Origin of the sequence: Streptomyces sp. NPDC059852 (genome assembly GCF_042731455.1) — a bacterium.
Taxonomy (GTDB): domain Bacteria; phylum Actinomycetota; class Actinomycetes; order Streptomycetales; family Streptomycetaceae; genus Streptomyces.
In genome coordinates this window covers 168,423-191,113 of the sequence record NZ_JBHWJK010000013.1, presented here as the reverse complement: position 1 = coordinate 191,113, position 22,691 = coordinate 168,423, and the positions used below count along the sequence as shown (strand labels likewise).

Sequence of the window (22,691 nt, the reverse complement as noted above, 5' to 3'; positions counted from 1 at the left end):
CCACTCCCCCCCCTCCCCCCCCCCCCGCGGGCGGGGGGGGGGGGGGGGGTGGTTTTTTTTCACCCCCCGCCGGCGCGGGGGGCGGCCGCCGCCCCCGCCGGCCCCCCCCGCCTCCTGGTTGCATGGACGGCGCAGGGACCGGTACCGCTACGGCCCCGTCGTCCCCGTCGCCTCCGCCGCTCCGGGCGACGTCGCCGGGCGGGCGCCCTCGCGCGCCGACTTGGCGACCGCCGACAGCGGCTTGGCGATGTCCTCCAGGGACCGGCGTTCGGCATTCACGGCGAGGAACGCCGCGACCAGGCCGGCCGCGCACATCAGCCCGGCGCCGATCTGGAACGCGAGGACCGTGTCGCCGACCACGCCGGTCTCCGTGAGCTTGGCGAACAGCAGCGGGCCGCTGATACCGCCCGCCGCGGTGCCGAGGGCGTAGAAGAAGGCGATGGACATGGCCCGGGTCTCCATCGGGAAGACCTCGGAGACCGTCAGATAGGCGCTGGACGCACCGGCCGAGGCGAAGAACAGCACCGCGCACCAGCAGGCGGTCATCGTGGTGGCGCTCAGCGAGCCGCGGTCGAACAGCCACGCCGTGCCGAACAGCAGGAGCCCGGACAGCAGGTACGTCGACGAGATCATCACGCGCCGGCCCACCGTGTCGAACAGCTTGCCGAGCAGCAGCGGCCCCAGGAAGTTGCCGACCGCGATGACGGCGAAGTAGTAGCCGGTGTTGCCGCTCGGCACGTCGAAGAACTGGGTCAGGATCGCGCCGAAGCCGAAGGTGATGGCGTTGTAGAGGAACGCCTGGCCGATGAAGAGGGCGAAGCCGAGGGTGGCGCGCCTGCGGTACTTGGCGAAGACGGTGCGGCCGATCTCCATGAAGGTGACGCTGCGGCGCTGGCGGATGGTGATCTCGCCCTCCGCGCGCGGCAGCGGCTCGTCCCGGCCGGCCTCCACCTTCTTCTCGATGGAGCTCACGATGCGTTCCGCCTCGTCGTCCCTGCCGTGGATCAGCAGCCACCGTGGACTCTCCGGGACGTGCCGTCGTACGACGAGGATGACCAGGGCGAGGACGGCGCCGAGCGCGAAGGTCAGCCGCCAGCCGACGTCCGCGGGGAAGATCGAGGTGTTCAGGGCGACGATCGACAGCAGCGCGCCGCCGACGGCGCCCAGCCAGAAGCTGCCGTTGATCATCAGGTCGACGCGGCCCCGGTACTGGGCCGGGATCAGCTCGTCGATCGCGGAGTTGATCGCCGCGTACTCGCCGCCGATGCCGAAGCCGGTGAGGAAGCGGAAGAGGAAGAACCACCAGGTGTGGAAGCTGAACGCGGTCAGCGCGGTCGCGGCCAGGTACACCGCGAGCGTGATCATGAACAGCTTCTTGCGTCCCCAGCGGTCGGTCAGCCGGCCCCAGAACAGGGCGCCGATGCAGGCTCCGGCCACGTAGAGCGCGGCGGCCAGACCGGTGACCTGACCGGAGGAGATGGGAAGTCCGCTGCCCGGTTCGGACAGGCGGGGCGCGATGTTCCCGACGGTCGTGACCTCCAGGCCGTCGAGGATCCAGACGGTCCCGAGACCGATCACGATGGTCCAGTGCCAGCGGGACCACGGCAGCCGGTCGAGTCTCGCGGGGATGTCGGTGGTGATCGTGCGGCCGCTCTCGGCCTGTGCCGTGCTCATGGGCTCCCTCCTCGGCGAGTGGAACGCTCGTCGAGTGCCCGCGAAACGGCGGATCTACGCCCCCAGCGCCCGCGCCACCGTGTAGATCACCAGTCCGGCCAGCGAGCCGACCACGGTGCCGTTGATCCGGATGAACTGCAGATCACGTCCGATGTGCGCCTCGATCTTGCGGGTGGTGTGCTCGGCGTCCCAGCCCGCCACGGTGTCCGTGATCAGGGAGGTGATCTCCGCGCGGTACGTCGTCACGACGTGCACGGCGGCGTCCTCGACCCAGCGGTCCACCTTGTTCTGCATGGACGGCTCGGCGGCCATCCGGGCGCCCAGGGACAGCAGGGAGGACCGCACGCGCAGCCGCAGCTCGCTGCGCTCGTCCTCGGCCGCGGAGACGATCATGGAGCGTACGGCGGTCCAGGCGGAGGCGATCAGGTCCTGCACCTCGCCGCGGGCCAGCACCTCGCCCTTGAGCCGTTCGACGCGGGCCCGGGTCTCGGTGTCGGACTGCAGGTCGGAGGCGAAGTCGATGAGGAACCGGTCGAGGGCGCCGCGCGCCGGGTGGGAGGGCATGTCCCGCATCTCGACGCAGAAGCGGAGCAGCTCCTTGTAGACGCGCTCGCCGACCTTGCGGTCGACGAACCTCGGCGTCCAGCCGGGCGCTCCGCCCTGCACGGCCCCCATGACGTCGTCGCCGTGCAGCACGAGCCAGTCGTGGGCCTTGGCCACGATCAGGTCGACGGCCCGCCGGTGGCCGCCCTCGGCGACGACGCCCTCCAGCATCTTGCCGACACCGGGCGCGATCTCGCGGGCGTCGGCGCGGCGCGTGATGGCCTCGCCGACGACGGCCTGGACGTCGGAGTCCCGCATGACGGTCAGGGCGCCGCGCAGCGCGGTCGCCAGCTCGGCGGTGACCCGGTCGGCGTGGTCCGGTTCGGCGAGCCAGGCGCCGAGCCGGCTGCCGATGCCGACGGCGCGCAGCCGCTGCCGTACGACTGCCTCGGAGAGGAAGTTCTCGCCGACGAACTCACCCAGGGAGACGCCGAGCTGGTCCTTCTTGTTCGGGATGATCGCGGTGTGCGGGATGGGCAGGCCCAGCGGGTGCCGGAAGAGGGCCGTGACGGCGAACCAGTCCGCGAGGGCGCCGACCATGCCGGCCTCCGCGGCGGCGGCGACGTAGTCGGCCCAGGCGCCGGCGCCGTGGTGGGAGGCGACCTCGGCGAGGACGTACACGAGCGCCACGAACAGCAGCAGGCCGGTCGCGGTGAGCTTCATCCGCCGTACGCCGCGCCGCTTCTCCTCGTCGGCGGCGGTGAACGTGGTCATGGCGCGGACGGCCGCCGCGGGCACGTCCCGGTTACCGGGAGCCTGCGGCCGGGCATGCTCCTCTACGCCACGCGTTCCCGATTCCTCCGGATTCGTACGTTCCATTCCGCTCCGCCCGTCCGTGATCCCCCGCACACATTGTCCCTTCCCGACCTACTCCTGGAACGAATCAGGAGTTCCCGGCGTCTGTTCTCGGGGGGAGAGCGATGACGACTCCGGAGCACTCCGGGCGGCCCAATGGGGGGTCTGTGCAACTCCCTTCCGCCTTATGACGCATCATGAGGTGATCACATCGGAGCCTCGGGCTCCCATCCGTCCGAGGAGAACGCACCGCATGACCAGGCGTAACGGTTATGCCTTGCTCGCCGCGATGGTCGCACTGATCGTCACCCTGTCCGTCGCCCTGTACGTCGGGGTCGCCGCCGACCACGGCAGCGCCACCGGCAAGACCGCCCCCGCGCAGCGCGGCACCGGGCGCGGCCCCGCCGCCCCCGCCTCGACCGGCCTGTGGGTCGGCGCCTGGTCGGCGTCCCCGGCCGGCGCGGAGCCGGGCACCGAGGTCGAGGGCCTGGTGGGCCGCTCCCTGCGCAACGTCGTGCACGTCGGCGTCGGAGGTACGAGTGCCCGGATCACGCTGTCCAATCTCTACGGCCAGTCGGCGCTGACGATCACGCACGCGTCGATGGCCGTCGCCGCCGGCCCCGGCACCCCGGCCGCCGTCGCGGACACCATGCGGCGCCTGACCTTCGGCGGCAGCACCACCGTCGTCGTACCGCCCGGGCAGCAGGTGCTCAGCGACGCGGTGCGCATCGCGATCCCCGCCGACTCCGACGTGCTGGTCACCACGTACTCGCCGACCCCGTCGGGCCCGGTGACCTGGCACCCGCACGCCCGCCAGACCAGCTACGTCGGCGAGGGCGACCTCACCGAGGACACCACCGGCGCCGCGTACACCGGGCAGGTCACGTCCTGGCGGTACCTGACCGCGGTGGACGTCCTCAGCAACGAGTCCGCCGGCACCGTCGTCGTCTTCGGTGACTCGCTGACCGACGGCATCACGTCCACGCTGAACACCAACCGCCGCTGGACGGACGTCCTCGCGCGCCGGCTGCGCACCGCGATCGCGGCCGGCCAGGACCTGCCCCGCTACAGCGTCGTCAACCAGGGCATCAGCGGCAACCAGATCCTCGCCAGCGGCACCGGCCGCCCCGCCGACAACCAGGCCGGGCTCGGCCGCTACCACCGGGACGTGCTCTCCCGCACCGGCGTCAAGGTCGTCGTCATCGACCTCGGCGTCAACGACATCCTGCGCAACCCCGGTGTCGCCGACCCGCAGCGCATCCTCGACGGGCTGCGCACCCTGGTCCGCCAGGGCCACGCCCGCGGCCTGAAGGTGATCGGCGCGACCCTGATGCCCTTCCAGGGCCACCGCGGCTACACCGACGCCCGCGAGCAGGTACGGCAGCAGATCAACGCGCAGATCCGCGCCGGGCGCGTCTTCGACGCGGTCGTCGACTTCGACGCGGCGGTGCGCGACCCGTACAACCCGCGCCGGTTCCGCGCCGACTACGACTCGGGCGACCATCTGCACCCCAGCGACAAGGGCTACCAGCGGATGGCGGAGAGCTTCGACCTCCGCCTGCTGAAGGGCGCGGCCCCCGCCGAGCTGTGAGCGACGGGGCAGGGACGGACCCGGTGGCCGCCCCTGCCCCGACCGCGCTCAGTCCCCGTCGGAGCCCGGCGTCGGCAGTTCGCGCCGGCCGGCCCTGCGCTCCAGCTTCTCGCGGCGGCGCTCCTCGCGCAGTTCCTGCTTCTGGGCGCGCGTCAGCTTGCGCTCCACACCGACCCCGCCCCAGAACGCGAACCCGGACACGATCACCCGGGGCCCGCCGGGCTCGCCGAGGACACCGTCCTCACGGTGGTCGAAGCCGCCCATGACACCGATGCCGCGCACCACGACCTCCACGCCGGGCGGCACGATCACCTGCACGCCGCCCATGACGGCCACACAGTTGATCTCGATCTCGCGGTCAGCGAAGTTCGCCTCCCGCAGATCGATCTCCCCTCCGCCCCAGAACGCCACGCAGTTGAGCCGCCTCGGCGCCGTCCACCGCCCCTTGCGCTGGAACCCGGACAGCACGGCCACCGCCCACGCCGGGGAGTCGTCACCGCCGACGATCCGCCCCTCCCACGACCGGTCCTGCGCCGCGGGCCGCTTGACCATGTCCACCCTCGGCGCGGGCGCCGCGCCGACCGGCAGGTCCCGGGTCAGCGGCTCCAACTCGCCGTAGGTGCGGGCCCGGTAGGTGGCGTCCAGCCGCTCCCCGAACTCCTCCATGTCGAGCCGCCCCTCCGCGAGGGCGTCCCGCAGGACGTCGGCGACCCGTTCACGGTCGGCGTCGGAGGCGCGCAGCTCCGGGGCGTTGTCGCTCATGACAGCAGCCTACGAGCAACTCCCGCCCCGAAGCTACGAGATGACCCGTCCCACGTCCTCCCGTGGCGCCTCGGGAGGCTCCGCCGGGCTGTGCAGCACGCGGGCGATGACGGCCTCGATGTCCGGTTCCCGCACCGACAGGTCCACCAGCGGATGGTCGGCGGCGACCCGCGCCACCAGCTCCGCCGCCGACCCGGACGCCGGGAAGGCCAGCCACTGGCGGGGCCCCTCCACCTTCACCACCCGGGCCGGGGGCGCCTCGATCGGCGGCAGCTCACGCTCCAGGTCGACCACGAGCATCCGCTCGCTCTCCCCCACCTCGTGCAGCCCGGTGAGCGCCCCGTCGTACACCAGCCGCCCGTGGTCGATGACCATGACCCGCGAGCACAGCTGCTCGATGTCCTGCAGGTCGTGCGTGGTCAGCAGCACCGTCGTACCCCGCTCGGCGTTCAGCTCCCGCAGGAACGCGCGCACCCTGGCCTTCGACATCACGTCGAGGCCGATCGTCGGCTCGTCCAGGTACAGCACCTCCGGGTCGTGCAGCAGCGCCGCCGCGACGTCGCCGCGCATCCGCTGCCCGAGGGACAGCTGGCGCACCGGCACCTCCAGCAGGTCCTCCAGACCGAGGAGCTCGACGAGCCGGTCCAGGTTCTCCCGGTAGCGGGCGTCCGGGATCCGGTACATGCGGTGCATCAGCCGGTAGGAGTCGATCAGCGGCAGGTCCCACCACAGCGTGGTCCGCTGCCCGAACACCACCCCGATGCGGTGCGCGAGCCGCGTCCGCTCCCGGGACGGATCGATCCCGGCCACCCGCAGCCGGCCGCCGCTCGGCGTCAGGATGCCGGTCAGCATCTTGATCGTCGTGGACTTCCCGGCGCCGTTCGGCCCGATGTAGCCCACCATCTCGCCGCGCGCCACCCGGAAGGAGATCGAGTCGACCGCCCGTACCCGCCGCCGCTCCCGCTTCAGAAAACCCGTCCTGCGGCGGACGTCGAAGACCTTCTCGACCCCGTCGACCTCGATGAACGCCTCGTCGCCCTCGAACGCCTCGTCACCCATGCCCGTTCCTCAGCTCCCCGTGCTCCGGTACGCCCGCAGGCCCGACCGCCACACCAGCCCCGCCGCCGCGCAGCACACCGCCGCGACCAGCGGTGACGCGTACGCCGTCCACCCCGGCAGCGCCACCGGATACGGCCGGCCCAGCACATGGGCGGCCGGCACCCAGTTGACGAAGGCGAGCGGCAGCGTGAACGTGACCCCGCGCACCAGGTCCTTCCCGAACACCGTCGGCGGGTACTGCAACAGCGTCGTCCCGCCGTACGTGAACGCGTTCTGCACCTCGGCGGCGTCCTGCGCGACGATCTGGAAGGCCGCCCCCGCCACGAACACCGCGCCGAAGATCACCGCACCGCTCAGCACCATCACCGGCACCAGCAGCACCTTCGCCGCCGTCCACTCCACGTCCACCGCCGACAGCGCCCAGCCCAGCACCGCCAGGCCCTGCGTGATCCGGCCCAGCCGGCGCAGCGCGAAACGGTCCGCGCCGACCTGCGCGAGCACCGGCACCGGACGCACCAGCAGCACGTCGAACGAGCCGTCCCGCATCCGGGTGCCCAGCGCGTCCATCGAGCCCAGCACCAGATCCGCGATCCCGAACGCCGTCACCGACAGCCCGTACAGGAACGCCACCTCCGGCAGCGCCCAGCCGCCCAACCTGTCCACCTGCGAGAACATCAGCAGGATGCCCACGAAGTCCAGCCCGGTCAGCAGCAGGTTGCCCACCACCGTGACCGCGAACGACGTCCGGTACGTCATGCTGGAGCGCACCCACATCCCGGCGATCAGCCGGTAGGCCCGCAGCCCCTCCCACACCGCGCCGCGCTCAGCCACCCTGCACCACCACCCGCCGCGTCGCCGCCGACTGCAGCGCCCGCCCCGCCGCCAGCAGCACCACCGCCCAGCCCGCCTGGAACGCCAGCGCCCCCGCCACCGACGTCTCCCCCATCAGCACATCCGCCGGCATCTGCAGCTGCGCCGCCCACGGCAGCACCCGCACCACCTCGCCGAACGCCCCCGGGAACGCGTTCAGCGGCAGCACCATGCCCGAGAAGAAGATGCCCGCGATCATCAGGGCCTGGTTCACCCCCGCGCCGTCCAGCAGCCAGAACACGCTCAGCGCCACCAGATAGCGGATCGCGAAACTCACCACCCCCGCCAGCAGCAGCGTCACCGTGAACGCCGCCCACCGGGTCACGTCCGTGGGCAGCGCCATCGGGAAGAACACCGCCCCGAACAGGAACGGCACCACCCCTCGCCCCAGCAGCTGGAACGCGGCCCGCCCCAGATCCCCCGCCAGCCACCACAGCTGCAAATCCACCGGCCGGTACAGGTCGACGGCGACCTCCCCGGTGCGGATCCGCTCCATCAGCTCCCTCTCCGCGCCCCCGCCCTGGATCGCCAGCGTCGCGAACAGGCACTGCCCCAGCCACACGTACGTCACCGCCTGCGCCTGGTCGTAGCCGCCGAGCCCCGGCCGCTCCTCCCACAGCGCCAGGTAGGTGAAGACGAGGATCACACCGAAGACGGTGTTGGTGAACACCCCGGCCGCCGTGGCCAGCCGGTACGTCGCATACCGCCGGAAACCACCCGCCGCGACGGCCAGGTACAACCGCCCCGCGCCCACATCCACGGCCCTCCTCACCCGCACCGGCACCGAAGCGCAGGAGCCTACTGGCCGCCCGATGCGGCCTGCCAGCGGATTTCCGGGGCACCCTGAGGCGAGAAACAGCTCACTTTCCCCCAACACGCGCGCCGTTCCGGGAACGGAACACCCGGCGCGAGAGTCTTCAATGGGGGCGCAGCAGGCGTACGAGGGCGTACGGGAAGTACGACGTGAATCAGGAGTCCGAGCACGACATGAGCGAAGAGCCACAGCCGCAGCAGCCGGCCGGGAAGCAGAAGCGACCCCGGCGGACGGGCTGGCGACGGATCATCCCGACCTGGCGCATGGTCCTCGGCACCTTCGTCATCGGCGTCCTGCTGCTCGCCGGACTGTTCCTCCTCGGCTACTCCCTGGTCAAGATCCCGCCGGCCAACGCGCTCGCCACCAAGCAGGCCAACGTCTACATGTACGCCGACGGCTCCGTGATCGCCCGCGACGGCAAGGTCAACCGGGAGAACGTCACCCTCGCCCAGATGTCGAAGCCCGCCCAGCACGCCATCCTGGCCGCCGAGGACCGCGATTTCTACACCGAGTCCGCCGTCGACCCCAAGGCGATGCTGCGCGCCGCCTGGAACACCGCCACCGGCAAGGGCAAGCAGTCCGGCTCCACGATCACCCAGCAGTACGTCAAGAACTACTACCTGCGCCAGGAGCAGACCGTCACCCGCAAGGTGAAGGAGTTCTTCATCGCGATCAAGCTCGACCGCGAGAAGAGCAAGGACGAGATCCTCGAGGGCTACCTCAACACCAGCTTCTTCGGCCGCAACTCCTACGGCATCCAGGCCGCCGCCCAGGCCTACTACGGCATGGACGCCAAGGACCTCGACGCCGCCCACGCCGCCTACCTCGCCGCCCTGGTCAACGCGCCGAGCGAGTACGACGTCGTCGCCCACCCGGAGAACAAGGCCGGCGCCGTCGCCCGCTGGAACTACGTCCTCGACGGCATGGTCACCAAGGGCTGGCTCGGCGCCTCAGAACGGGCCGGGCTGAAGTTCCCCATGCCGAAGGAGTCCTCCACCTCCACCGGCCTCTCCGGCCAGCGCGGCTACATCGTGCGAACCGTCCAGGACTACCTGATCAGCAACAAGATGGTCGACAAGGAGGACCTGGAGTTCGGCGGCTACCGCATCACCACCACCCTGCAGAAGAAGCGGCAGGACGCCTTCGTCGAGGCCGTCGACGACAAGCTGATGTCCCGGCTCGACCCGAAGAAGCGCAAGGTCGACGGCTACGTCCGCGCGGGCGGCGCCTCCGTCGACCCCAAGACCGGCAAGGTCGTCGCGATGTACAACGGCGTCGACTACGTCAAGCAGTACACCCCGAACGCCACCCGCCGGGACTTCCAGGTCGGCTCCACCTTCAAGCCGTTCGTGTTCACCGCCGCCGTGCAGAACGAGTCGACCACCCGCGACGGCCGCCCCATCACCCCCAACACGATCTACGACGGCACCAACCGGCGCCCCGTGGAGGGCTGGCAGGGCAAGTACTACGCCCCCGCCAACGAGGACGACGTCTCCTACGGCGACATCTCCGTGCGCTCCGCCACCAACAAGTCCGTCAACGCCGTGTACGCGCAGATGGCCGTCGACGTCGGCCCGCAGAAGGTCGAGGACACCGCCGTCAAGCTCGGCCTGCCCACGGCCACCCCCGACCTGGAGCCGTACCCCTCCATCGCGCTCGGCACCGCCACCGCCAGCGTCCTCGACATGACCGAGGCCTACGCGACCCTCGCCAACCACGGCAAGCGCGGCACCTACACCATGATCGAGAAGGTGACCAAGGACGGCGCCGAGGTCGTCGAGATGCCCCACCGCAAGCCCTCCCAGGCCGTCACCCGCGAAGCCGCCGACACCACGACCTCCGTCCTGCGGAGCGTCGTCGACAGCGGCACCGCCACCGCCGCCCAGGCCGCCGGCCGCCCCGCCGCCGGCAAGACCGGCACCGCCGAGGAGGACACCGCCGCCTGGTTCGCCGGGTACACCCCCGACCTCGCCACCGTCGTCGCCGTCATGGGCCAGGACCCCGTCACCGCCAAGCACAAGTCGCTGTACGGCGTCATGGGCCTCGACCGGATCAACGGCGGCGGCGCGCCCACCGAGATCTGGGCCCAGTACACGAAGGCCGCCCTGAAGGGGAAGCCGGTCACCGACTTCGACCTGGAGCTCCAGGAGAACGCCGAGGTCCCCCAGTACCCCACCTCCGACCCGACGCAGGGCGACGAGGACGAGGGCGACGAGGACGACGGCCCCTCCGGGAAGCCCACGTCCGGCACCGGCACCGAGGGCCAGACCGGCGGCGAGACGCCCGGCGGTCCCGACGGCGGCACCAGCACCGGCCAGGACGGTGGCGGCGACGGCGGCACGGACGACGGGGGCACCACCGACGGCGGCCAGAACGGCGGCACGGACGACGGCGGGACCACCGACGGAGGCGCCGGCGGACCCGGCGGCCCCGACGGCGGCACGAGCACCGGCCAGGACGGCGGCACCGACACCGGCGGAGCGGGCACGACGGGCACCACGGCCGGCTTCCCGACCCGCAGACCCTGAGGTCGTGTCCCGAAAGCCTCTCTCAGTGGCCGCTGGTCGCCTTCAGCCCCACCACGGCGACCAGCAGCAGACACACGAAGAAGATCCGCGCCGCGGTGACCGGCTCCCCCAGCACCACCATGCCGACCACCGCGGCACCGGCCGCGCCGATGCCGACCCACACCCCGTAAGCCGTACCGATCGGCAGCGACCGGGCCGCGTACGACAGCAGCAGCATGCTCGCGACGATGCCCGCGCCGGTGAACAGGCTGGGGACGAGCCGGGTGAAACCGTCGGTGTACTTCACGCCCACCGACCAGGCGACCTCGAGCAGACCGGCGACGACGAGCAGAACCCAGGCCATGACAGGCACCTTCCGGGACGAGACGACAGGGAACCGGTGCGTCGTCTTTGCCTTCATCCCGGTACGGCGCGTCTCGTCGGGCTCCCCCCACGCTAGCAAGCCCACGAAAAGGGGGGCCGGTGACGATGGTCACCGGCCCCCCGATCCGTCTTCTCACAGATAGAGCCCCGTGGAGTCCTCCGACCCCTCGAACCGGTCGGCGGCCACCGCGTGCAGATCGCGCTCGCGCATCAGCACGTACGCGACACCGCGCACCTCCACCTCGGCCCGGTCCTCCGGGTCGAACAGGACCCGGTCACCGGTCTCCACGGTCCGTACGTTCTGCCCCACCGCGACGACCTCGGCCCAGGCCAGCCGGCGGCCCACCGCGGCCGTCGCGGGGATCAGGATGCCGCCACCGGAACGCCGCTCGCCCTCGCTGGTGTCCTGCCGCACGAGTACACGGTCGTGCAGCATCCGGATGGGCAGCTTGTCGTGGTGGGTGCTGTGCTCGTTTCTGTTGGCGCTCACGCCTCGAACCTACCTGCCTCTGCCGCCTGTGTACGCCGCCGGGTCCGCGCCCTCAGCCCCTGCGGCGCCGGGTGCCGAGGGCCAGCAGCCCGACCAGCCCGACGGCCACGAGCGCGACCGGCACGATGCGCTCCAGACGGGGCGCGCCGTCCTCGTCGGTGAACTTGGCCTTGACGTCGCTCACGGCCCGGTTCACGCCCACGTAGGCCCGTCCGAGCGTGTGGTCGATGTTCGCCGCGACCTTGGCCTTGGCGTCGCCGACGATCGTCTTGGGGTGCACCCGCACCCCGATCTCGTCGAGCGTCTCCGCCAGCACGACGCGGCGGGCCTTGATGTCCGCCTCGATCTGTGCCGGGGTCCTGGTGTCCGACGTGTCCGCCACCGTACGGCCTCCGAAGTGAACTGATGATGTTTCCGGACAGTCTGTCAGCTCCACGGCGAACCGCACCGTCAGGCTCCCCGGTTACGCTTGTTCGATGAGCGAGCGACTCCAGCCGGGGGACGTGGCCCCCGCCTTCACCCTTCCCGACGCCGACGGCAACGAGGTGTCCCTCTCGGACCACAAGGGCCGCAAGGTCATCGTCTACTTCTACCCCGCCGCCCTGACGCCCGGCTGCACCAAGCAGGCCTGCGACTTCACGGACAACCTGGAGCTGCTGGCCGGCGCCGGCTACGACGTCATCGGGGTATCCCCCGACAAGCCGGAGAAACTCGCCAAGTTCCGCGACAAGGAGTCCCTGAAGGTCACGCTGGTGGCCGACCCGGACAAGAAGGTCCTGGAGGCGTACGGCGCCTTCGGCGAGAAGAAGCTCTACGGCAAGACGGTGGTCGGCGTGATCCGCTCGACGGTCGTCGTGGACGAGGAGGGCAAGGTCGAGCGCGCCCTCTACAACGTCAAGGCCACCGGCCACGTAGCCAAGATCATCAAGGACCTGGGCATCTGACACCCGCGCCCCGCGCCCTGACGGCTCCCACTCCGGTCCCCCGGGTGGGAGCCGTTCCGCATCGTCCTTGCGTGACGCCCCGACGACCGGCTCGTTGATCCGTACGGGCCACGAACGCGTGGTCGAGAACGGGGAGGGGACGCGATGGGGTCAGGAGTCGAGCGCGGGGGCGTGAAGTGGACGCGCGACATCCTCCAGGAGGCGGTCACGGCGTCGACGAACATGTCCCAGGTCCTCCGCCATCTGGGCCTGGACGTGGTGGGCGGCCACCACACCCACATCAGCCGCCGGATCAGGGCGTACGGGATCGACACGTCGCACTTCACGTCAGTCGTCCGCACCGAGCGACAGCGCGACAACCGGCGACGCCGGACGGCCGACGAGATCCTCACCGTGCTCACGGCGGAGCGGGCCGGACGCGTGCCGGGCTCTCGCCTCAAGCGGGCGATGCGGGAGAAGGGCGGGGCGGAGCGGTGCGCCCTGTGCGGTGTCGAAGGCGTGTGGCTCGGCGAGCCCCTGCCGCTCGAGGTCGACCACATCGACGGCGACTGGCGGAACAACCGGCTGGAGAACCTGCGCCTCCTGTGCCCCAACTGTCACTCGACGACCGACCGGTACCGCGGGCGCGGCACGCGGCGCGTTCGGGAGCGGGCCTCATGAGCGCGGGAAATCGGTACGACCGGGAGCGGCTGGCGGAAGCCGCCCGCCGGTGCAGCGACATCGACGAGGTCATCGTCTTCCTGGGGACGCGGCCGTACCCCAATCTGCGTCGCTACCTGCTGGCGCGTTTCACCCGCTTCGGTATCGACGTCTCGCATTTCCGGCCCTGCGGCAGACGTCCGCGGCCCTCGCGCGAGGAGCTGAGCGCCGCCGTCGGGGAGTCCTCGTCGCTCGCGCAAGTCCTGCGGCGCCTCGGGCGCACGGTCAACGGTACCCAGAGCGCCCGGCTGCGCGCCTGGCTGGCCGAGGAGGGGATCGACACAGCGCACTTCCTGGGGAAAGCCCATCAACGCGGCAGGCCGGCCCTGAACGCCAAGAGCCCGCAGGAGGTGCTGGTCCGGCATGACCGCGCCAACCGGACCGAGTCGAGCCGCCTGCGCAGGGCGCTCCTGGCGACCGGCGTCCCGGAGCGGTGTGCGCGGTGCGGCGTGGGTCCCGAGTGGCTCGGCAAGCCCATGACGCTGGAGGTCGACCACATCAGCGGGGAGTGGCGGGACGACCGGCGGGAGAATCTGCGGCTGCTGTGTCCCAACTGCCACGCGCTCACGGGGACCTGGTGCAGGGGAGGCGCAAGACGGGGGACGGCTGCCGGTACGATGACAGGCACCTAGCGGCGGTGGTGCAACGGTGACACAGCAGGTTTAGGTCCTGTGGCCCTTAGCGGGCTTGAGGGTTCGAATCCCTTCCGCCGCACATGAACGGCCTGCGTTTCGAAGATCGAGACGCAGGCCGTTGTCGTTGCCGGAAGGTCTCAGCCCAGCAACTCCCGTACCACCGGTGCCAGCGCTCGGAACGCCTTGCCGCGGTGGCTGATGGCGTTCTTCTCGTCCGGGGTGAGTTCGGCGCAGGTGCGGGTCTCGCCGTCGGGCTGGAGGATCGGGTCGTAGCCGAAGCCGTTGGTGCCGGCGGGGCGCTGGCGCAGGGTGCCGCGGAGCTGGCCCTCGACGACGCGTTCGGTGCCGTCGGGGAGGGCGAGGGCGGCGGCGCAGGCGAAGTGTGCGGCGCGGTGGGGGTCGGCGATGTCGCCGAGCTGGGCGAGGAGCAGTTCGAGGTTGGCCTGGTCGTCGCCGTGCTTGCCGGCCCAGCGGGCGGAGAAGATGCCGGGGGCGCCGCCGAGGACGTCGACGCAGAGGCCGGAGTCGTCGGCGACGGCGGGGAGGCCGGTGGCCTGGGCGAGGGCGTGGGCCTTGAGGAGGGCGTTCTCGGCGAAGGTGACGCCGGTTTCCTTGACGTCGGGGATCTCGGGGTAGGCGTCCGCGCCGACGAGGTCGTGGTGGAGTCCTGCGTCGGCGAGGATCGCCCGGAGTTCGGTGATCTTTCCGGCGTTGCGGGTGGCGAGGATCAGGCGGGTCATGGCCCCCAGTATGGCCAACCGCGGAAGGGGCCGGTCAGGGCGTGCAGACCTTGGTGAGTTCGCCGGCGGCGTCGGTGACGGGGCTGATGTCGGGGGTCTCGTCGCCGTTCTTGACGGCGTCGCGGACGTTGGTGACGGCTTTCTGGAGGTCGTCGACGGCCTTGTTGACGTCGGCGTCGTCGGTCTGGTCGCCGATCTCGCCGAGGTTCTGGTCGATGGAGGTGAGGGATTCCTCGAGCTGGGTGGGGTCGTTGCTCGCGTTCTCCACGGCCTGCTGGAGTTCGGTGACGCTGTCGGCGATGGCGTCGGCGGTGCGGACGCAGTCCATTGCCTTGCCGACGGCGTCGCAGCCGGTGGTGAGGCCGGTGGTGAGCGCCAGTGCCGCGACGGCTGCGGCGGCTGTGGCGATGCGGCTCCGGCGGCGTCGGCTGGTGGCCATGGTGGACGTCCCCTCCCTGCGCGGGCCTGCGGGCCCCTGTGCACTGGCGGGGCGTACGGCGGTGTGCCGTACGCCCGTACCCGTAGGGACGCGGGGGCGGGGGGTGTGGTTGCCCGGCGCCGCCCGGTGTCTTGGTTCGTTCTTTACTGTTCGAGGATGTCGCCGAGGGCCTTGCGCTGGAGGTCGGCGAGTTCGCCGCAGCCGGCGACGGCGAGGTCGAGCAGGGTGTTGAGTTCGTCGCGGGCGAAGGGTTCGGCCTCGGCGGTGCCCTGGACCTCGACGAAGCGGCCGTCGCCGGTGCAGACGACGTTCATGTCGGTGTCGGCCTTGACGTCCTCCTCGTAGCGCAGGTCGAGGAGGGGGACGCCGGCGACGATGCCGACGGAGACGGCGCTGACGGTGCCGGTGAGCGGCTTGCGGCCGGGTTTGACGAGTTTGCGGCCCTGGGCCCAGGCGACGGCGTCGGCGAGGGCGACGTAGGCGCCGGTGATGGCGGCGGTGCGGGTGCCGCCGTCGGCCTGGAGGACGTCGCAGTCGAGGACGACGGTGTTCTCGCCGAGGGCCTTGTAGTCGATGACGGCGCGCAGGGAGCGTCCGATGAGGCGGCTGATCTCGTGGGTGCGGCCGCCGATCTTGCCGCGGACGGATTCGCGGTCGCCGCGGGTGTTGGTGGCGCGGGGCAGCATGGCGTATTCCGCGGTCACCCAGCCTTCGCCGCTGCCCTTGCGCCAGCGCGGGACGCCTTCGGTGAAGGTGGCGGTGCACAGCACCTTGGTGTCGCCGAAGGAGACGAGGACGGAGCCTTCTGCGTGCTTGCTCCAGGCGCGTTCGATGGTGACCGGGCGGAGCTGGTCGGGGGTGCGGCCGTCGATGCGGGGCTGTGAGGACATGGCGTCGAGCCTAGCGGGATGGGAGAAGGGCCCGTCCCGCGTGGGGAGGGGCCCTTCAGGGGGTGAAGCCGGGGACGATGCCCGCGCTTCACATCATGTCTTCGATCTCCGCGGCGATCGGGTCGGCGTCGGTGCCGATGACGACCTGGATGGCGGTGCCCATCTTGACGACGCCGTGGGCGCCGGCGGCCTTGAGGGCGGTCTCGTCGACCAGTGAGGCGTCGCTGACCTCGGTGCGGAGGCGGGTGATGCAGCCCTCGATCTCCTCGATGTTGTCGATGCCGCCGAGCCCGGCGACGATCTTCTCAGCCTTGCTGGCCATGTTCCCTCTCCCTGATCCGAACCGCTTTGTCGCAGTAACCCACAGTTGGCCCATCTTCGCGAGCGGTCGTGCCGTCTGTGTCGAAGGATGGCCTTCACGACAGCGGAACCGTCCGCGACTGGTCTACACCACCAGGGGGACGGCCGACAAACCGCCCGGCGAGAACAGGGGTTCGGATGACTGCCGACAGTACGGTCACTCCCGGACGGGCGCGCTGGAACGCCCTGTTCCAGGGGTTGCAGAAGATGGGGCGCAGTCTGCAGCTCCCCATCGCCGTGCTGCCGGCGGCGGGCATCCTGAACCGGCTGGGGCAGCCGGATGTGTTCGGGGACGACGGTCTGGGGTGGACCGATGTCTCGCGGGTGATGGTGGGTGCGGGCAGTGCGCTGCTCGACGGGGCGCTCGGGCTGCCGTTGCTGTTCTGTGTGGGCGTGGCCATCGGCATGGCGCGCAAGTCGGACGGTTCGACGGCGCTGGCGGCGGTGGCGGGGTTCCTCGTGTACTACACGGTGCTGCGGCAGTTCCCGGAGGACTGCCCGGAGGGCTCCAAGGCGGTCCCGAACGTGGGCTGTCAGTTGCAGGACGGCTCGGTGACGGTCTTCGAGTACCAGAATCCGGGGGTGTTCGGCGGGATCGTGATGGGGTTGCTGGCGGCCTTCTTCTGGGCGCGCTACCACCGGACGAAGCTGGTGGACTGGCTCGGCTTCTTCAACGGCCGGCGGCTGGTGCCGATCATCATGGCGTTCGTGGCGATCGTGTTCGCGGCGCTGTGTCTGTGGGTGTGGCCGCCGATCGGTGACGCGCTGGAGAGTTTCAGCGACTGGATGAGCGGTCTGGGCGCGTGGGGCGCGGGTGTCTTCGGTGTCGCGAACCGGGCGCTGCTGGTGGTGGGTCTGCACCAGTTCCTGAACGTGCCCATCTGGTTCCAGTTCGGCACGTTCACGACGCCCGACGGCCGGGTGGTGCACGGTGACATCAACATGTTCCTGGCGGGTGACCCGGACGCCGGTCAGTTCACCTCGGGGTTCTTCCCGATCATGATGTTCGCGCTGCCGGCGGCGGCGCTGGCGATCACGCACTGTGCGAGGCCGCGGCGCCGCAAGGAGGTCGGCGGTCTGATGCTGTCGGTGGCGCTGACGTCGTTCGTCACGGGCATCACGGAGCCCATCGAGTACTCGTTCCTGTTCGTGGCGCCGCTGCTGTACGCGGTGCACGCGCTGCTGACGGGTGTGTCGATGGCGGTGACCTGGGCGCTGGGGGTGCATGACGGGTTCAGCTTCTCGGCGGGGCTGATCGACTACGTCATCAACTGGAATCTGGCGACGCGGCCGTGGGCGATCATCCCGATCGGTCTGTGTTTCGCCGTCCTCTATTACGCGATCTTCCGTTTCGCGATCACCAGGTTCGACCTGAAGACGCCGGGCCGGGAACCGGAGGAGGAGGTGGAGGACGTCACCAAGGGCTGACAGCCCGTGAGGGGTCCGCGGGGCCTCCACAAAGGTACGAACAAGGCGGGATAACGGTCCGGGCAACGCTCGGGAATCGCGGGTTCCTTATCGCACCTTCATCGTGTACAACAGGTCTACACCACTGAGTGGTGTAGACCACCACCCGATGGAGGAAGTCTATGAGCACCGCCACCTCGCCAACGGCGGCCCCCACGAAGAAGTGGGGATCAGGCCTGATCCAGGGCCTTCAGAAGGTCGGCCGCAGTCTTCAGCTCCCGATCGCCGTGCTTCCGGCGGCCGGTCTGCTGCTCCGCTTCGGCCAGCCCGACGTGTTCGGCAAGGACGGACTCGGCTGGGACAAGGTCGCCGCCGTGTTCGCCACCGCGGGCGGTGCGATCTTCGACAACCTTCCCATGCTGTTCTGCATCGGTGTCGCGATCGGCTTCGCCAAGAAGGCGGACGGCTCGACCGCCCTGGCCGCCCTCGTCGGCTTCCTCGTGTACAGCAACGTCCTGAAGGCGTTCCCCGTCACCGAGGCGAAGGTCCAGGACGGCGCGGACATAGCCGCGACCTACAACAACCCCGGTGTCCTCGGCGGCATCATCATGGGTCTGCTGGCCGCGGTGCTGTGGCAGCGCTACCACCGCAAGAAGCTGGTGGACTGGCTGGGCTTCTTCAACGGCCGCCGGCTCGTCCCGATCATCATGGCCTTCGTCGGCACCGCGATGGGCGTCTTCTTCGGCCTGGTCTGGGAGCCGATCGGTGAGGTCATCGCCGACTTCGGCGAGTGGATGACCGGCCTCGGCGCGTTCGGCGCGGGTCTGTTCGGCCTGATCAACCGTGCGCTGATCCCGGTCGGCATGCACCAGTTCGTGAACACCGTCTCCTGGTTCCAGCTCGGCGACTTCAAGGACGCCGCCGGTGAGATCGTCCACGGTGACCTCAACCGCTTCTTCGCCGGTGACCCGACCGCCGGTCAGTTCATGTCCGGCTTCTTCCCGATCATGATGTTCGGTCTGCCGGCCGCCGCCATCGCCATCGCCCACAGCGCCCGCCCCGAGCGCCGCAAGGCCGTGATGGGCATGATGGTCTCGCTGGCGCTGACCTCCTTCGTGACCGGTGTGACCGAGCCGATCGAGTTCGCGTTCATGTTCATCGCCCCGGTGCTGTACGTGATCCACGCGGTGCTCACCGCCCTGTCGATGGCGGTCACCTGGGCGCTCGGCGTCCACGCGGGCTTCACCTTCTCCGCGGGCTTCATCGACTACGCGCTCAACTGGAACCTGGCGACCAAGCCCTGGCTGATCATCCCGATCGGCCTGGTGTTCGCCGCGATCTACTACTCCGTCTTCCGCTTCGCCATCACGAAGTGGAACCTCCCCACCCCGGGCCGCGAGCCCGAGGAGGAGGTCGAGGACCTCACCAAGGCGTGAGCCCCACGGCATGACGAAGGCCCCGGAACCGGCAGGGTTCCGGGGCCTTCGCCGTGCCGCCGTCGAATGTGCCCGGGGCGTCAGATCTCGTACGTCCGGCCGGGCGCCGCCAGCGTCACCGGGCCGTCGTAGACCTCGCGCGCGTCGGCCAGGTTGACCTCGGGGTCGGTCCACGGCGGGATGTGGGTGAGGACCAGGCTCCGGGCGCCCGCGCGGGCCGCCGACTGCCCCGCCTCGCGCCCGTTGAGGTGGAGGTCGGGGATGTCCTCCTTGCCGTGCGTGAAGGCGGCTTCGCACAGGAACAGGTCGGCGTCGCGGGCGAGTTCGTCCAGGGCGGTGCTGATGCCCGTGTCGCCGGAGTAGGTCAGCACCCGGCCGCCGTGCTCGATCCTGATGCCGTACGCCTCCACCGGGTGGGCCACGCGTTCCGTGTGCACCGTGAACGGGCCGATGTCGAAGGTGGACGGCTTGACCGTGTGGAAGTCGAAGACCTCGCTCATGGACGAGGCGGTGGGGGTGTCCGCGTAGGCCGTGGTCAGACGGTGCTCGGTGCCCTCGGGACCGTAGACCGGGATGGGGTCGCAGCGGCCGCCGTCGTGCCGGTAGTAGCGCGCCACGAAGTACGCGCACATGTCGATGCAGTGGTCGGCGTGCAGGTGGCTGAGGAAGATCGCGTCGAGGTCGTAGAGACCGCAGTGGCGCTGCAGCTCGCCCAGGGCGCCGTTGCCCATGTCGAGGAGCAGCCGGAAGCCGTCGGCCTCGACGAGGTAGCTCGAGCAGGCCGATTCCGCGGACGGGAACGACCCCGAGCAGCCGACGACGGTGAGCTTCATGAAACAGAAACCTCCGCTGGCGGAATCCGAAGATCGGGGATGGGGGGGCGTCGGGGGTCGTGCGGTTCGTCGAGCGTAAGGCGCAAAACCTCCGGTCGCTCCTCCGCACAGCTCTGTTGTGGGCGAACTCACCTGTGCTGTCACGCGTTCGGCTGGACCCGGGGCGTACGAGAGGCGCGCGGGCCGCGTGGGCGCCGGTACCGTCGTCCGTATGGACACGTCATGGTGGCCGGCGCTCGGCGCGGTCGTGCTGCTCGCGCTGGTCGCCACGCTCGTGGACGGGTGGGGGCGAGGGCGTGAGCCGCGGCGGGGGCGTGAGCCGCGGCGGACCCGGCCGCCCGGGCGGCCCCGGGGGCGGGCGCCGGCGCGGCTGCCGGAGCCGGCGGAGATCTGGTGGGCGAACGTGCCCTACGAGGACCGGCCGGGGGCCAAGGACCGGCCGTGTCTGGTGCTGGCGGTGCGCGGGCAGCGCGTCACGGTCGCCAAGATCACCAGCAGGAACCGCGCCGAGCGCGGCGGTGTCATCGCGCTGCCGCCGGGGTCCGTCGGCGACGCCGGGGGCCGGGCGAGCTATCTGGAGACGGGCGAGCTGCGGGTCGTCCCGGTGCGGGACTTCCGGCGGCGGGTCGGGGTGATGGACCCGGCCGTGTGGGACCAGGTCCGTCACCTGTCGAAGTAGCCCGCGGGGCGGTCAGGCCCAGAGCTGGCCGTGGAGGGTCTCGATGGCTTCCTCCGTCGTCGCGGCCGTGTAGACGCCGGTCGACAGGTACTTCCAGCCGCCGTCGGCGACGACGAACACGATGTCGGCGCTCTCCCCCGCCTTCAGCGCCTTCTTCCCGACGCCGATCGCGGCGTGCAGGGCGGCGCCGGTGGAGACGCCCGCGAAGATGCCCTCCTGCTGGAGGAGTTCCCGGGTGCGGGTGACCGCGTCGGCGGAGCCGACCGAGAAGCGGGTGGTGAGGACCGAGGCGTCGTACAGCTCCGGCACGAAGCCCTCGTCGAGGTTGCGCAGGCCGTAGACGAGGTCGTCGTAGCGCGGCTCGGCGGCGACGATCCTCACGTCGGGCTTGTGCTCGCGCAGGTAGCGGCCGACGCCCATGAGGGTGCCGGTGGTGCCGAGGCCCGCCACGAAGTGGGTGACCGAGGGGAGGTCGGCGAGGATCTCCGGGCCGGTCGTCGCGTAGTGCGCGCCCGCGTTGTCCGGGTTGCCGTACTGGTAGAGCATCACCCAGTCCGGGTGCTCGGCGGAGAGCTCCTTGGCGACCCGTACGGCGGTGTTGGAGCCGCCCGCGGCGGGGCTGGAGATGATCTCCGCGCCCCACATGCCGAGCAGGTCCCGGCGCTCCTGCGAGGTGTTCTCGGGCATCACGCACACCATGCGGTAGCCCTTGAGCTTGGCGGCCATGGCGAGGGAGATGCCGGTGTTGCCGCTGGTCGGCTCGAGGATCGTGCAGCCCGGGGTGAGCCGGCCGTCCTTCTCCGCCTGCTCGATCATGTGCAGGGCGGGCCGGTCCTTGACGGAGCCGGTGGGGTTGCGGTCCTCCAGCTTGGCCCAGATCCGGACGTCGTCGGACGGCGACAGCCGCGGCAGGCGCACCAGAGGGGTGTTGCCGACCGCGGCGAGGGGGGAGTCGTACCGCATCCCGATCAGGCCATGCCGCCGGCCACGGCCGGCAGGATCGTGACGTTGTCGCCGTCGCTGAGCTTGGTGTTGATGCCGTCGAGGAAGCGGACGTCCTCGTCGTTCAGGTAGACGTTGACGAAGCGGCGCAGCTGGTCGCCGTCGACGATGCGCGCCTGGATGCCCGTGTGGCGGCTCTCGAGGTCGGCGAACAGGTCGGCGAGGGTCTCACCGCTGCCCTCCACCGCCTTCTGACCGTCGGTGTAGGTGCGGAGGATGGTCGGGATGCGGACCTCGATGGCCATGGGTCGGGGCTCCTTCGGGAGTAGTCGGTCGGGGGCGCGCGGCAGCGCTGGGACAGCCGTGGTGCGTGAGTGCGGCGCCGCGGCTCACGGCCGGACGGCGGCAGGGTGTCGCGTCAACAGATGGCGCTGGCGAGCCTGCACAGGTCGACGTGCAGCCGCGCCACGAGCAGCATGCCCGGCGTCTTCCCGCTCACGTCGTGGAGAACCATGGGGTCATCGTATCGATTCCCGGTCCGGGTCCTGGAATGTGATCCCACATCGCGGACGGTGACGGGTCGCTTGGTGAGACCGGGCCGTGCGGACCGGGTCGTACGGGGCCGGGTCGTCAGTAGGACTCGACGATCCTGACCTCCTCCTCCGTGACCTCGCCCTCGAGGATGCGGAAGGAGCGGAACTGGAAGTCGCCGAGGCCGTCGGTGTCGGCCGTGGAGACGAGGACGTAGTGGGCGCCGGGCTCGTTGGCGTAGGAGATGTCGGTGCGCGAGGGGTAGGCCTCGGTGGCGGTGTGCGAGTGGTAGACGATCACCGGCTCCTCGTCGCGGTCGTCCATGTCGCGGTAGAGCTTGAGCAGGTCGCCGGAGTCGAACTCGTAGAACGTGGGGGACATCGCCGCGTTCAGCATCGGGATGAAGCGTTCGGGGCGGTCCGAGCCGGCCGGGCCCGCGACGACTCCGCACGCCTCGTCGGGGTGGTCCTTGCGCGCGTGGGCGACGATCTGGTCGACGAGGGCCTGGGTGATGGTCAGCATGCGGTCAGGATAAGCAGAGGGGCCACCCCGTACCGAGGGTTGGTACGGGGCGGCCCACATGCCGGACGTGCGGTCACGTCCCGGG

Annotated in this window: 25 protein-coding genes, 1 tRNA gene, 1 pseudogene and 1 riboswitch; of the genes and pseudogenes, 9 read left to right on the top strand and 18 right to left on the bottom strand. The window is 70.7% G+C overall.

Going from position 1 to position 22,691, the window contains the following annotated elements:
* Window positions 1–147: 147 nt before the first annotated feature.
* Both ACFV46_RS19140 and ACFV46_RS19135 read right to left on the bottom strand, forming a co-directional pair.
* Window positions 148–1,674 (bottom strand): MFS transporter, encoded by a 1,527-nt coding sequence (locus ACFV46_RS19140; RefSeq protein ID WP_385498935.1) that lies wholly within the window; start codon window positions 1,672–1,674, stop codon window positions 148–150.
* A gap of 54 nt (window positions 1,675–1,728) precedes the next feature.
* Window positions 1,729–2,991, bottom strand: coding sequence for a DUF445 domain-containing protein (locus ACFV46_RS19135; RefSeq protein WP_361924566.1), 1,263 nt, complete (start codon window positions 2,989–2,991; stop codon window positions 1,729–1,731).
* Window positions 2,992–3,325: 334 nt separating this feature from the next.
* Between ACFV46_RS19135 and ACFV46_RS19130 the strand changes: the two genes are divergently transcribed.
* Window positions 3,326–4,663: an SGNH/GDSL hydrolase family protein gene (locus ACFV46_RS19130; protein WP_376726770.1), complete on the top strand. Its 1,338-nt coding sequence runs from the start codon at window positions 3,326–3,328 to the stop codon at window positions 4,661–4,663.
* Between the two features lie 48 nt (window positions 4,664–4,711).
* Here ACFV46_RS19130 and ACFV46_RS19125 read toward each other — a convergent pair whose 3' ends face one another.
* The 4 genes from ACFV46_RS19125 to ACFV46_RS19110 are packed head-to-tail and all read right to left on the bottom strand — an operon-like array spanning window position 4,712 to window position 8,108.
* Window positions 4,712–5,425 (bottom strand): DUF1707 domain-containing protein, encoded by a 714-nt coding sequence (locus tag ACFV46_RS19125; protein WP_361924560.1) that lies wholly within the window; start codon window positions 5,423–5,425, stop codon window positions 4,712–4,714.
* Between the two features lie 33 nt (window positions 5,426–5,458).
* The gene (locus ACFV46_RS19120; RefSeq protein ID WP_361924558.1) at window positions 5,459–6,484 is read right to left on the bottom strand and encodes an ATP-binding cassette domain-containing protein; all 1,026 of its coding nucleotides are present in this window, start codon (window positions 6,482–6,484) and stop codon (window positions 5,459–5,461) included.
* A 9-nt stretch (window positions 6,485–6,493) separates the two neighbouring features.
* A complete protein-coding gene (locus tag ACFV46_RS19115; protein ID WP_385498934.1) occupies window positions 6,494–7,315 on the bottom strand; it encodes an ABC transporter permease in 822 nt (273 codons plus the stop codon).
* The gene (locus tag ACFV46_RS19110) at window positions 7,308–8,108 is read right to left on the bottom strand and encodes an ABC transporter permease (protein ID WP_385498941.1); all 801 of its coding nucleotides are present in this window, start codon (window positions 8,106–8,108) and stop codon (window positions 7,308–7,310) included. The genes ACFV46_RS19115 and ACFV46_RS19110 overlap by 8 nt, the downstream gene beginning before the upstream one ends.
* A 233-nt stretch (window positions 8,109–8,341) precedes the next feature.
* Between ACFV46_RS19110 and ACFV46_RS19105 the strand changes: the two genes are divergently transcribed.
* Window positions 8,342–10,696: a transglycosylase domain-containing protein gene (locus ACFV46_RS19105; protein ID WP_385498933.1), complete on the top strand. Its 2,355-nt coding sequence runs from the start codon at window positions 8,342–8,344 to the stop codon at window positions 10,694–10,696.
* A gap of 22 nt (window positions 10,697–10,718) precedes the next feature.
* On the opposite strand, the gene ACFV46_RS19100 is transcribed toward ACFV46_RS19105, so the two are convergent.
* The 3 genes from ACFV46_RS19100 to ACFV46_RS19090 form a co-directional block, all read right to left on the bottom strand.
* Window positions 10,719–11,039, bottom strand: coding sequence for a DMT family transporter (locus ACFV46_RS19100; RefSeq protein ID WP_385498932.1), 321 nt, complete (start codon window positions 11,037–11,039; stop codon window positions 10,719–10,721).
* A gap of 35 nt (window positions 11,040–11,074) precedes the next feature.
* Window positions 11,075–11,144: riboswitch (guanidine-III (ykkC-III) riboswitch) on the bottom strand.
* A 48-nt stretch (window positions 11,145–11,192) separates the two neighbouring features.
* Entirely contained in the window at window positions 11,193–11,549 is a 357-nt protein-coding gene (locus tag ACFV46_RS19095) for a co-chaperone GroES (RefSeq protein ID WP_361924552.1), read from the bottom strand.
* Window positions 11,550–11,601: 52 nt separating this feature from the next.
* Entirely contained in the window at window positions 11,602–11,931 is a 330-nt protein-coding gene (locus ACFV46_RS19090; protein WP_376726774.1) for a DUF3618 domain-containing protein, read from the bottom strand.
* Window positions 11,932–12,025: 94 nt separating this feature from the next.
* Between ACFV46_RS19090 and bcp the strand changes: the two genes are divergently transcribed.
* The 4 genes and pseudogenes from bcp (at window position 12,026) to ACFV46_RS19070 (ending at window position 13,906) form a co-directional block, all read left to right on the top strand.
* Entirely contained in the window at window positions 12,026–12,493 is a 468-nt protein-coding gene (gene bcp / locus ACFV46_RS19085; RefSeq protein ID WP_151784213.1) for a thioredoxin-dependent thiol peroxidase, read from the top strand.
* 150 nt (window positions 12,494–12,643) lie between these two features.
* Window positions 12,644–13,153 (top strand): annotated as a pseudogene (locus ACFV46_RS19080) (HNH endonuclease); the annotation flags it as partial.
* Window positions 13,150–13,824 carry an HNH endonuclease signature motif containing protein gene (locus tag ACFV46_RS19075; RefSeq protein ID WP_361924546.1) on the top strand — a complete coding sequence of 225 codons (675 nt, stop codon included), beginning with the start codon at window positions 13,150–13,152 and terminating at the stop codon, window positions 13,822–13,824. The pseudogene ACFV46_RS19080 and the gene ACFV46_RS19075, both read left to right, overlap by 4 nt.
* Window positions 13,824–13,906: transfer RNA gene (locus ACFV46_RS19070), tRNA-Leu, on the top strand. The genes ACFV46_RS19075 and ACFV46_RS19070 overlap by 1 nt, the downstream gene beginning before the upstream one ends.
* A gap of 58 nt (window positions 13,907–13,964) precedes the next feature.
* On the opposite strand, the gene rdgB is transcribed toward ACFV46_RS19070, so the two are convergent.
* The 4 genes from rdgB to ACFV46_RS19050 form a co-directional block, all read right to left on the bottom strand.
* Complete coding sequence (gene rdgB / locus ACFV46_RS19065; protein ID WP_361924544.1) at window positions 13,965–14,567, bottom strand: RdgB/HAM1 family non-canonical purine NTP pyrophosphatase; 603 nt, start codon at window positions 14,565–14,567, stop codon at window positions 13,965–13,967.
* Between the two features lie 34 nt (window positions 14,568–14,601).
* A complete protein-coding gene (locus ACFV46_RS19060; protein ID WP_361924542.1) occupies window positions 14,602–15,006 on the bottom strand; it encodes a hypothetical protein in 405 nt (134 codons plus the stop codon).
* 143 nt (window positions 15,007–15,149) lie between these two features.
* Complete coding sequence (gene rph / locus ACFV46_RS19055) at window positions 15,150–15,896, bottom strand: ribonuclease PH (protein WP_361924540.1); 747 nt, start codon at window positions 15,894–15,896, stop codon at window positions 15,150–15,152.
* A gap of 88 nt (window positions 15,897–15,984) precedes the next feature.
* Window positions 15,985–16,218, bottom strand: a complete 234-nt coding sequence (locus ACFV46_RS19050; protein ID WP_030943649.1) for a glucose PTS transporter subunit EIIB — start codon at window positions 16,216–16,218, stop codon at window positions 15,985–15,987.
* A gap of 176 nt (window positions 16,219–16,394) precedes the next feature.
* Here ACFV46_RS19050 and ACFV46_RS19045 point away from each other — a divergent pair, with 176 nt between their 5' ends.
* Together ACFV46_RS19045 and ACFV46_RS19040 are read left to right on the top strand one after the other, a co-directional pair.
* The gene (locus tag ACFV46_RS19045; RefSeq protein ID WP_361924538.1) at window positions 16,395–17,684 is read left to right on the top strand and encodes a PTS transporter subunit EIIC; all 1,290 of its coding nucleotides are present in this window, start codon (window positions 16,395–16,397) and stop codon (window positions 17,682–17,684) included.
* Between the two features lie 161 nt (window positions 17,685–17,845).
* A complete protein-coding gene (locus tag ACFV46_RS19040; RefSeq protein ID WP_062665186.1) occupies window positions 17,846–19,099 on the top strand; it encodes a PTS transporter subunit EIIC in 1,254 nt (417 codons plus the stop codon).
* An 80-nt stretch (window positions 19,100–19,179) separates the two neighbouring features.
* Here ACFV46_RS19040 and ACFV46_RS19035 read toward each other — a convergent pair whose 3' ends face one another.
* Window positions 19,180–19,932, bottom strand: coding sequence for an MBL fold metallo-hydrolase (locus ACFV46_RS19035; protein ID WP_361924536.1), 753 nt, complete (start codon window positions 19,930–19,932; stop codon window positions 19,180–19,182).
* A gap of 211 nt (window positions 19,933–20,143) precedes the next feature.
* Between ACFV46_RS19035 and ACFV46_RS19030 the strand changes: the two genes are divergently transcribed.
* Window positions 20,144–20,611, top strand: coding sequence for a type II toxin-antitoxin system PemK/MazF family toxin (locus ACFV46_RS19030; protein WP_385498931.1), 468 nt, complete (start codon window positions 20,144–20,146; stop codon window positions 20,609–20,611).
* Window positions 20,612–20,623: 12 nt separating this feature from the next.
* Here the strand turns inward: ACFV46_RS19030 and ACFV46_RS19025 are convergent, their stop codons facing one another.
* The 4 genes from ACFV46_RS19025 to ACFV46_RS19010 all read right to left on the bottom strand — a co-directional run bounded on the left by ACFV46_RS19025 (window position 20,624) and on the right by ACFV46_RS19010 (window position 22,606).
* The gene (locus tag ACFV46_RS19025) at window positions 20,624–21,574 is read right to left on the bottom strand and encodes a cysteine synthase (RefSeq protein ID WP_361924532.1); all 951 of its coding nucleotides are present in this window, start codon (window positions 21,572–21,574) and stop codon (window positions 20,624–20,626) included.
* Window positions 21,575–21,579: 5 nt separating this feature from the next.
* Window positions 21,580–21,858: a MoaD/ThiS family protein gene (locus tag ACFV46_RS19020; protein WP_361924530.1), complete on the bottom strand. Its 279-nt coding sequence runs from the start codon at window positions 21,856–21,858 to the stop codon at window positions 21,580–21,582.
* 113 nt (window positions 21,859–21,971) lie between these two features.
* Entirely contained in the window at window positions 21,972–22,067 is a 96-nt protein-coding gene (locus tag ACFV46_RS19015; protein WP_309544746.1) for a putative leader peptide, read from the bottom strand.
* Window positions 22,068–22,183: 116 nt separating this feature from the next.
* Window positions 22,184–22,606 carry a Mov34/MPN/PAD-1 family protein gene (locus ACFV46_RS19010; RefSeq protein ID WP_151784224.1) on the bottom strand — a complete coding sequence of 141 codons (423 nt, stop codon included), beginning with the start codon at window positions 22,604–22,606 and terminating at the stop codon, window positions 22,184–22,186.
* Window positions 22,607–22,691 lie beyond the last annotated feature (85 nt).

Coding starts and splice junctions, on each gene's coding strand:
- ACFV46_RS19140 (WP_385498935.1), bottom strand. CDS start 1,674: ATGAGCACGGCACAGGCCGAGAGCGGCCGCACGATCACCACCGACATC.
- ACFV46_RS19135 (WP_361924566.1), bottom strand. CDS start 2,991: ATGACCACGTTCACCGCCGCCGACGAGGAGAAGCGGCGCGGCGTACGG.
- ACFV46_RS19130 (WP_376726770.1), top strand. CDS start 3,326: ATGACCAGGCGTAACGGTTATGCCTTGCTCGCCGCGATGGTCGCACTG.
- ACFV46_RS19125 (WP_361924560.1), bottom strand. CDS start 5,425: ATGAGCGACAACGCCCCGGAGCTGCGCGCCTCCGACGCCGACCGTGAA.
- ACFV46_RS19120 (WP_361924558.1), bottom strand. CDS start 6,484: ATGGGTGACGAGGCGTTCGAGGGCGACGAGGCGTTCATCGAGGTCGAC.
- ACFV46_RS19105 (WP_385498933.1), top strand. CDS start 8,342: ATGAGCGAAGAGCCACAGCCGCAGCAGCCGGCCGGGAAGCAGAAGCGA.
- ACFV46_RS19100 (WP_385498932.1), bottom strand. CDS start 11,039: ATGGCCTGGGTTCTGCTCGTCGTCGCCGGTCTGCTCGAGGTCGCCTGG.
- bcp (WP_151784213.1), top strand. CDS start 12,026: ATGAGCGAGCGACTCCAGCCGGGGGACGTGGCCCCCGCCTTCACCCTT.
- ACFV46_RS19075 (WP_361924546.1), top strand. CDS start 13,150: ATGAGCGCGGGAAATCGGTACGACCGGGAGCGGCTGGCGGAAGCCGCC.
- rdgB (WP_361924544.1), bottom strand. CDS start 14,567: ATGACCCGCCTGATCCTCGCCACCCGCAACGCCGGAAAGATCACCGAA.
- ACFV46_RS19060 (WP_361924542.1), bottom strand. CDS start 15,006: ATGGCCACCAGCCGACGCCGCCGGAGCCGCATCGCCACAGCCGCCGCA.
- rph (WP_361924540.1), bottom strand. CDS start 15,896: ATGTCCTCACAGCCCCGCATCGACGGCCGCACCCCCGACCAGCTCCGC.
- ACFV46_RS19050 (WP_030943649.1), bottom strand. CDS start 16,218: ATGGCCAGCAAGGCTGAGAAGATCGTCGCCGGGCTCGGCGGCATCGAC.
- ACFV46_RS19045 (WP_361924538.1), top strand. CDS start 16,395: ATGACTGCCGACAGTACGGTCACTCCCGGACGGGCGCGCTGGAACGCC.
- ACFV46_RS19040 (WP_062665186.1), top strand. CDS start 17,846: ATGAGCACCGCCACCTCGCCAACGGCGGCCCCCACGAAGAAGTGGGGA.
- ACFV46_RS19035 (WP_361924536.1), bottom strand. CDS start 19,932: ATGAAGCTCACCGTCGTCGGCTGCTCGGGGTCGTTCCCGTCCGCGGAA.
- ACFV46_RS19030 (WP_385498931.1), top strand. CDS start 20,144: ATGGACACGTCATGGTGGCCGGCGCTCGGCGCGGTCGTGCTGCTCGCG.
- ACFV46_RS19025 (WP_361924532.1), bottom strand. CDS start 21,574: ATGCGGTACGACTCCCCCCTCGCCGCGGTCGGCAACACCCCTCTGGTG.
- ACFV46_RS19020 (WP_361924530.1), bottom strand. CDS start 21,858: ATGGCCATCGAGGTCCGCATCCCGACCATCCTCCGCACCTACACCGAC.
- ACFV46_RS19015 (WP_309544746.1), bottom strand. CDS start 22,067: ATGGTTCTCCACGACGTGAGCGGGAAGACGCCGGGCATGCTGCTCGTG.
- ACFV46_RS19010 (WP_151784224.1), bottom strand. CDS start 22,606: ATGCTGACCATCACCCAGGCCCTCGTCGACCAGATCGTCGCCCACGCG.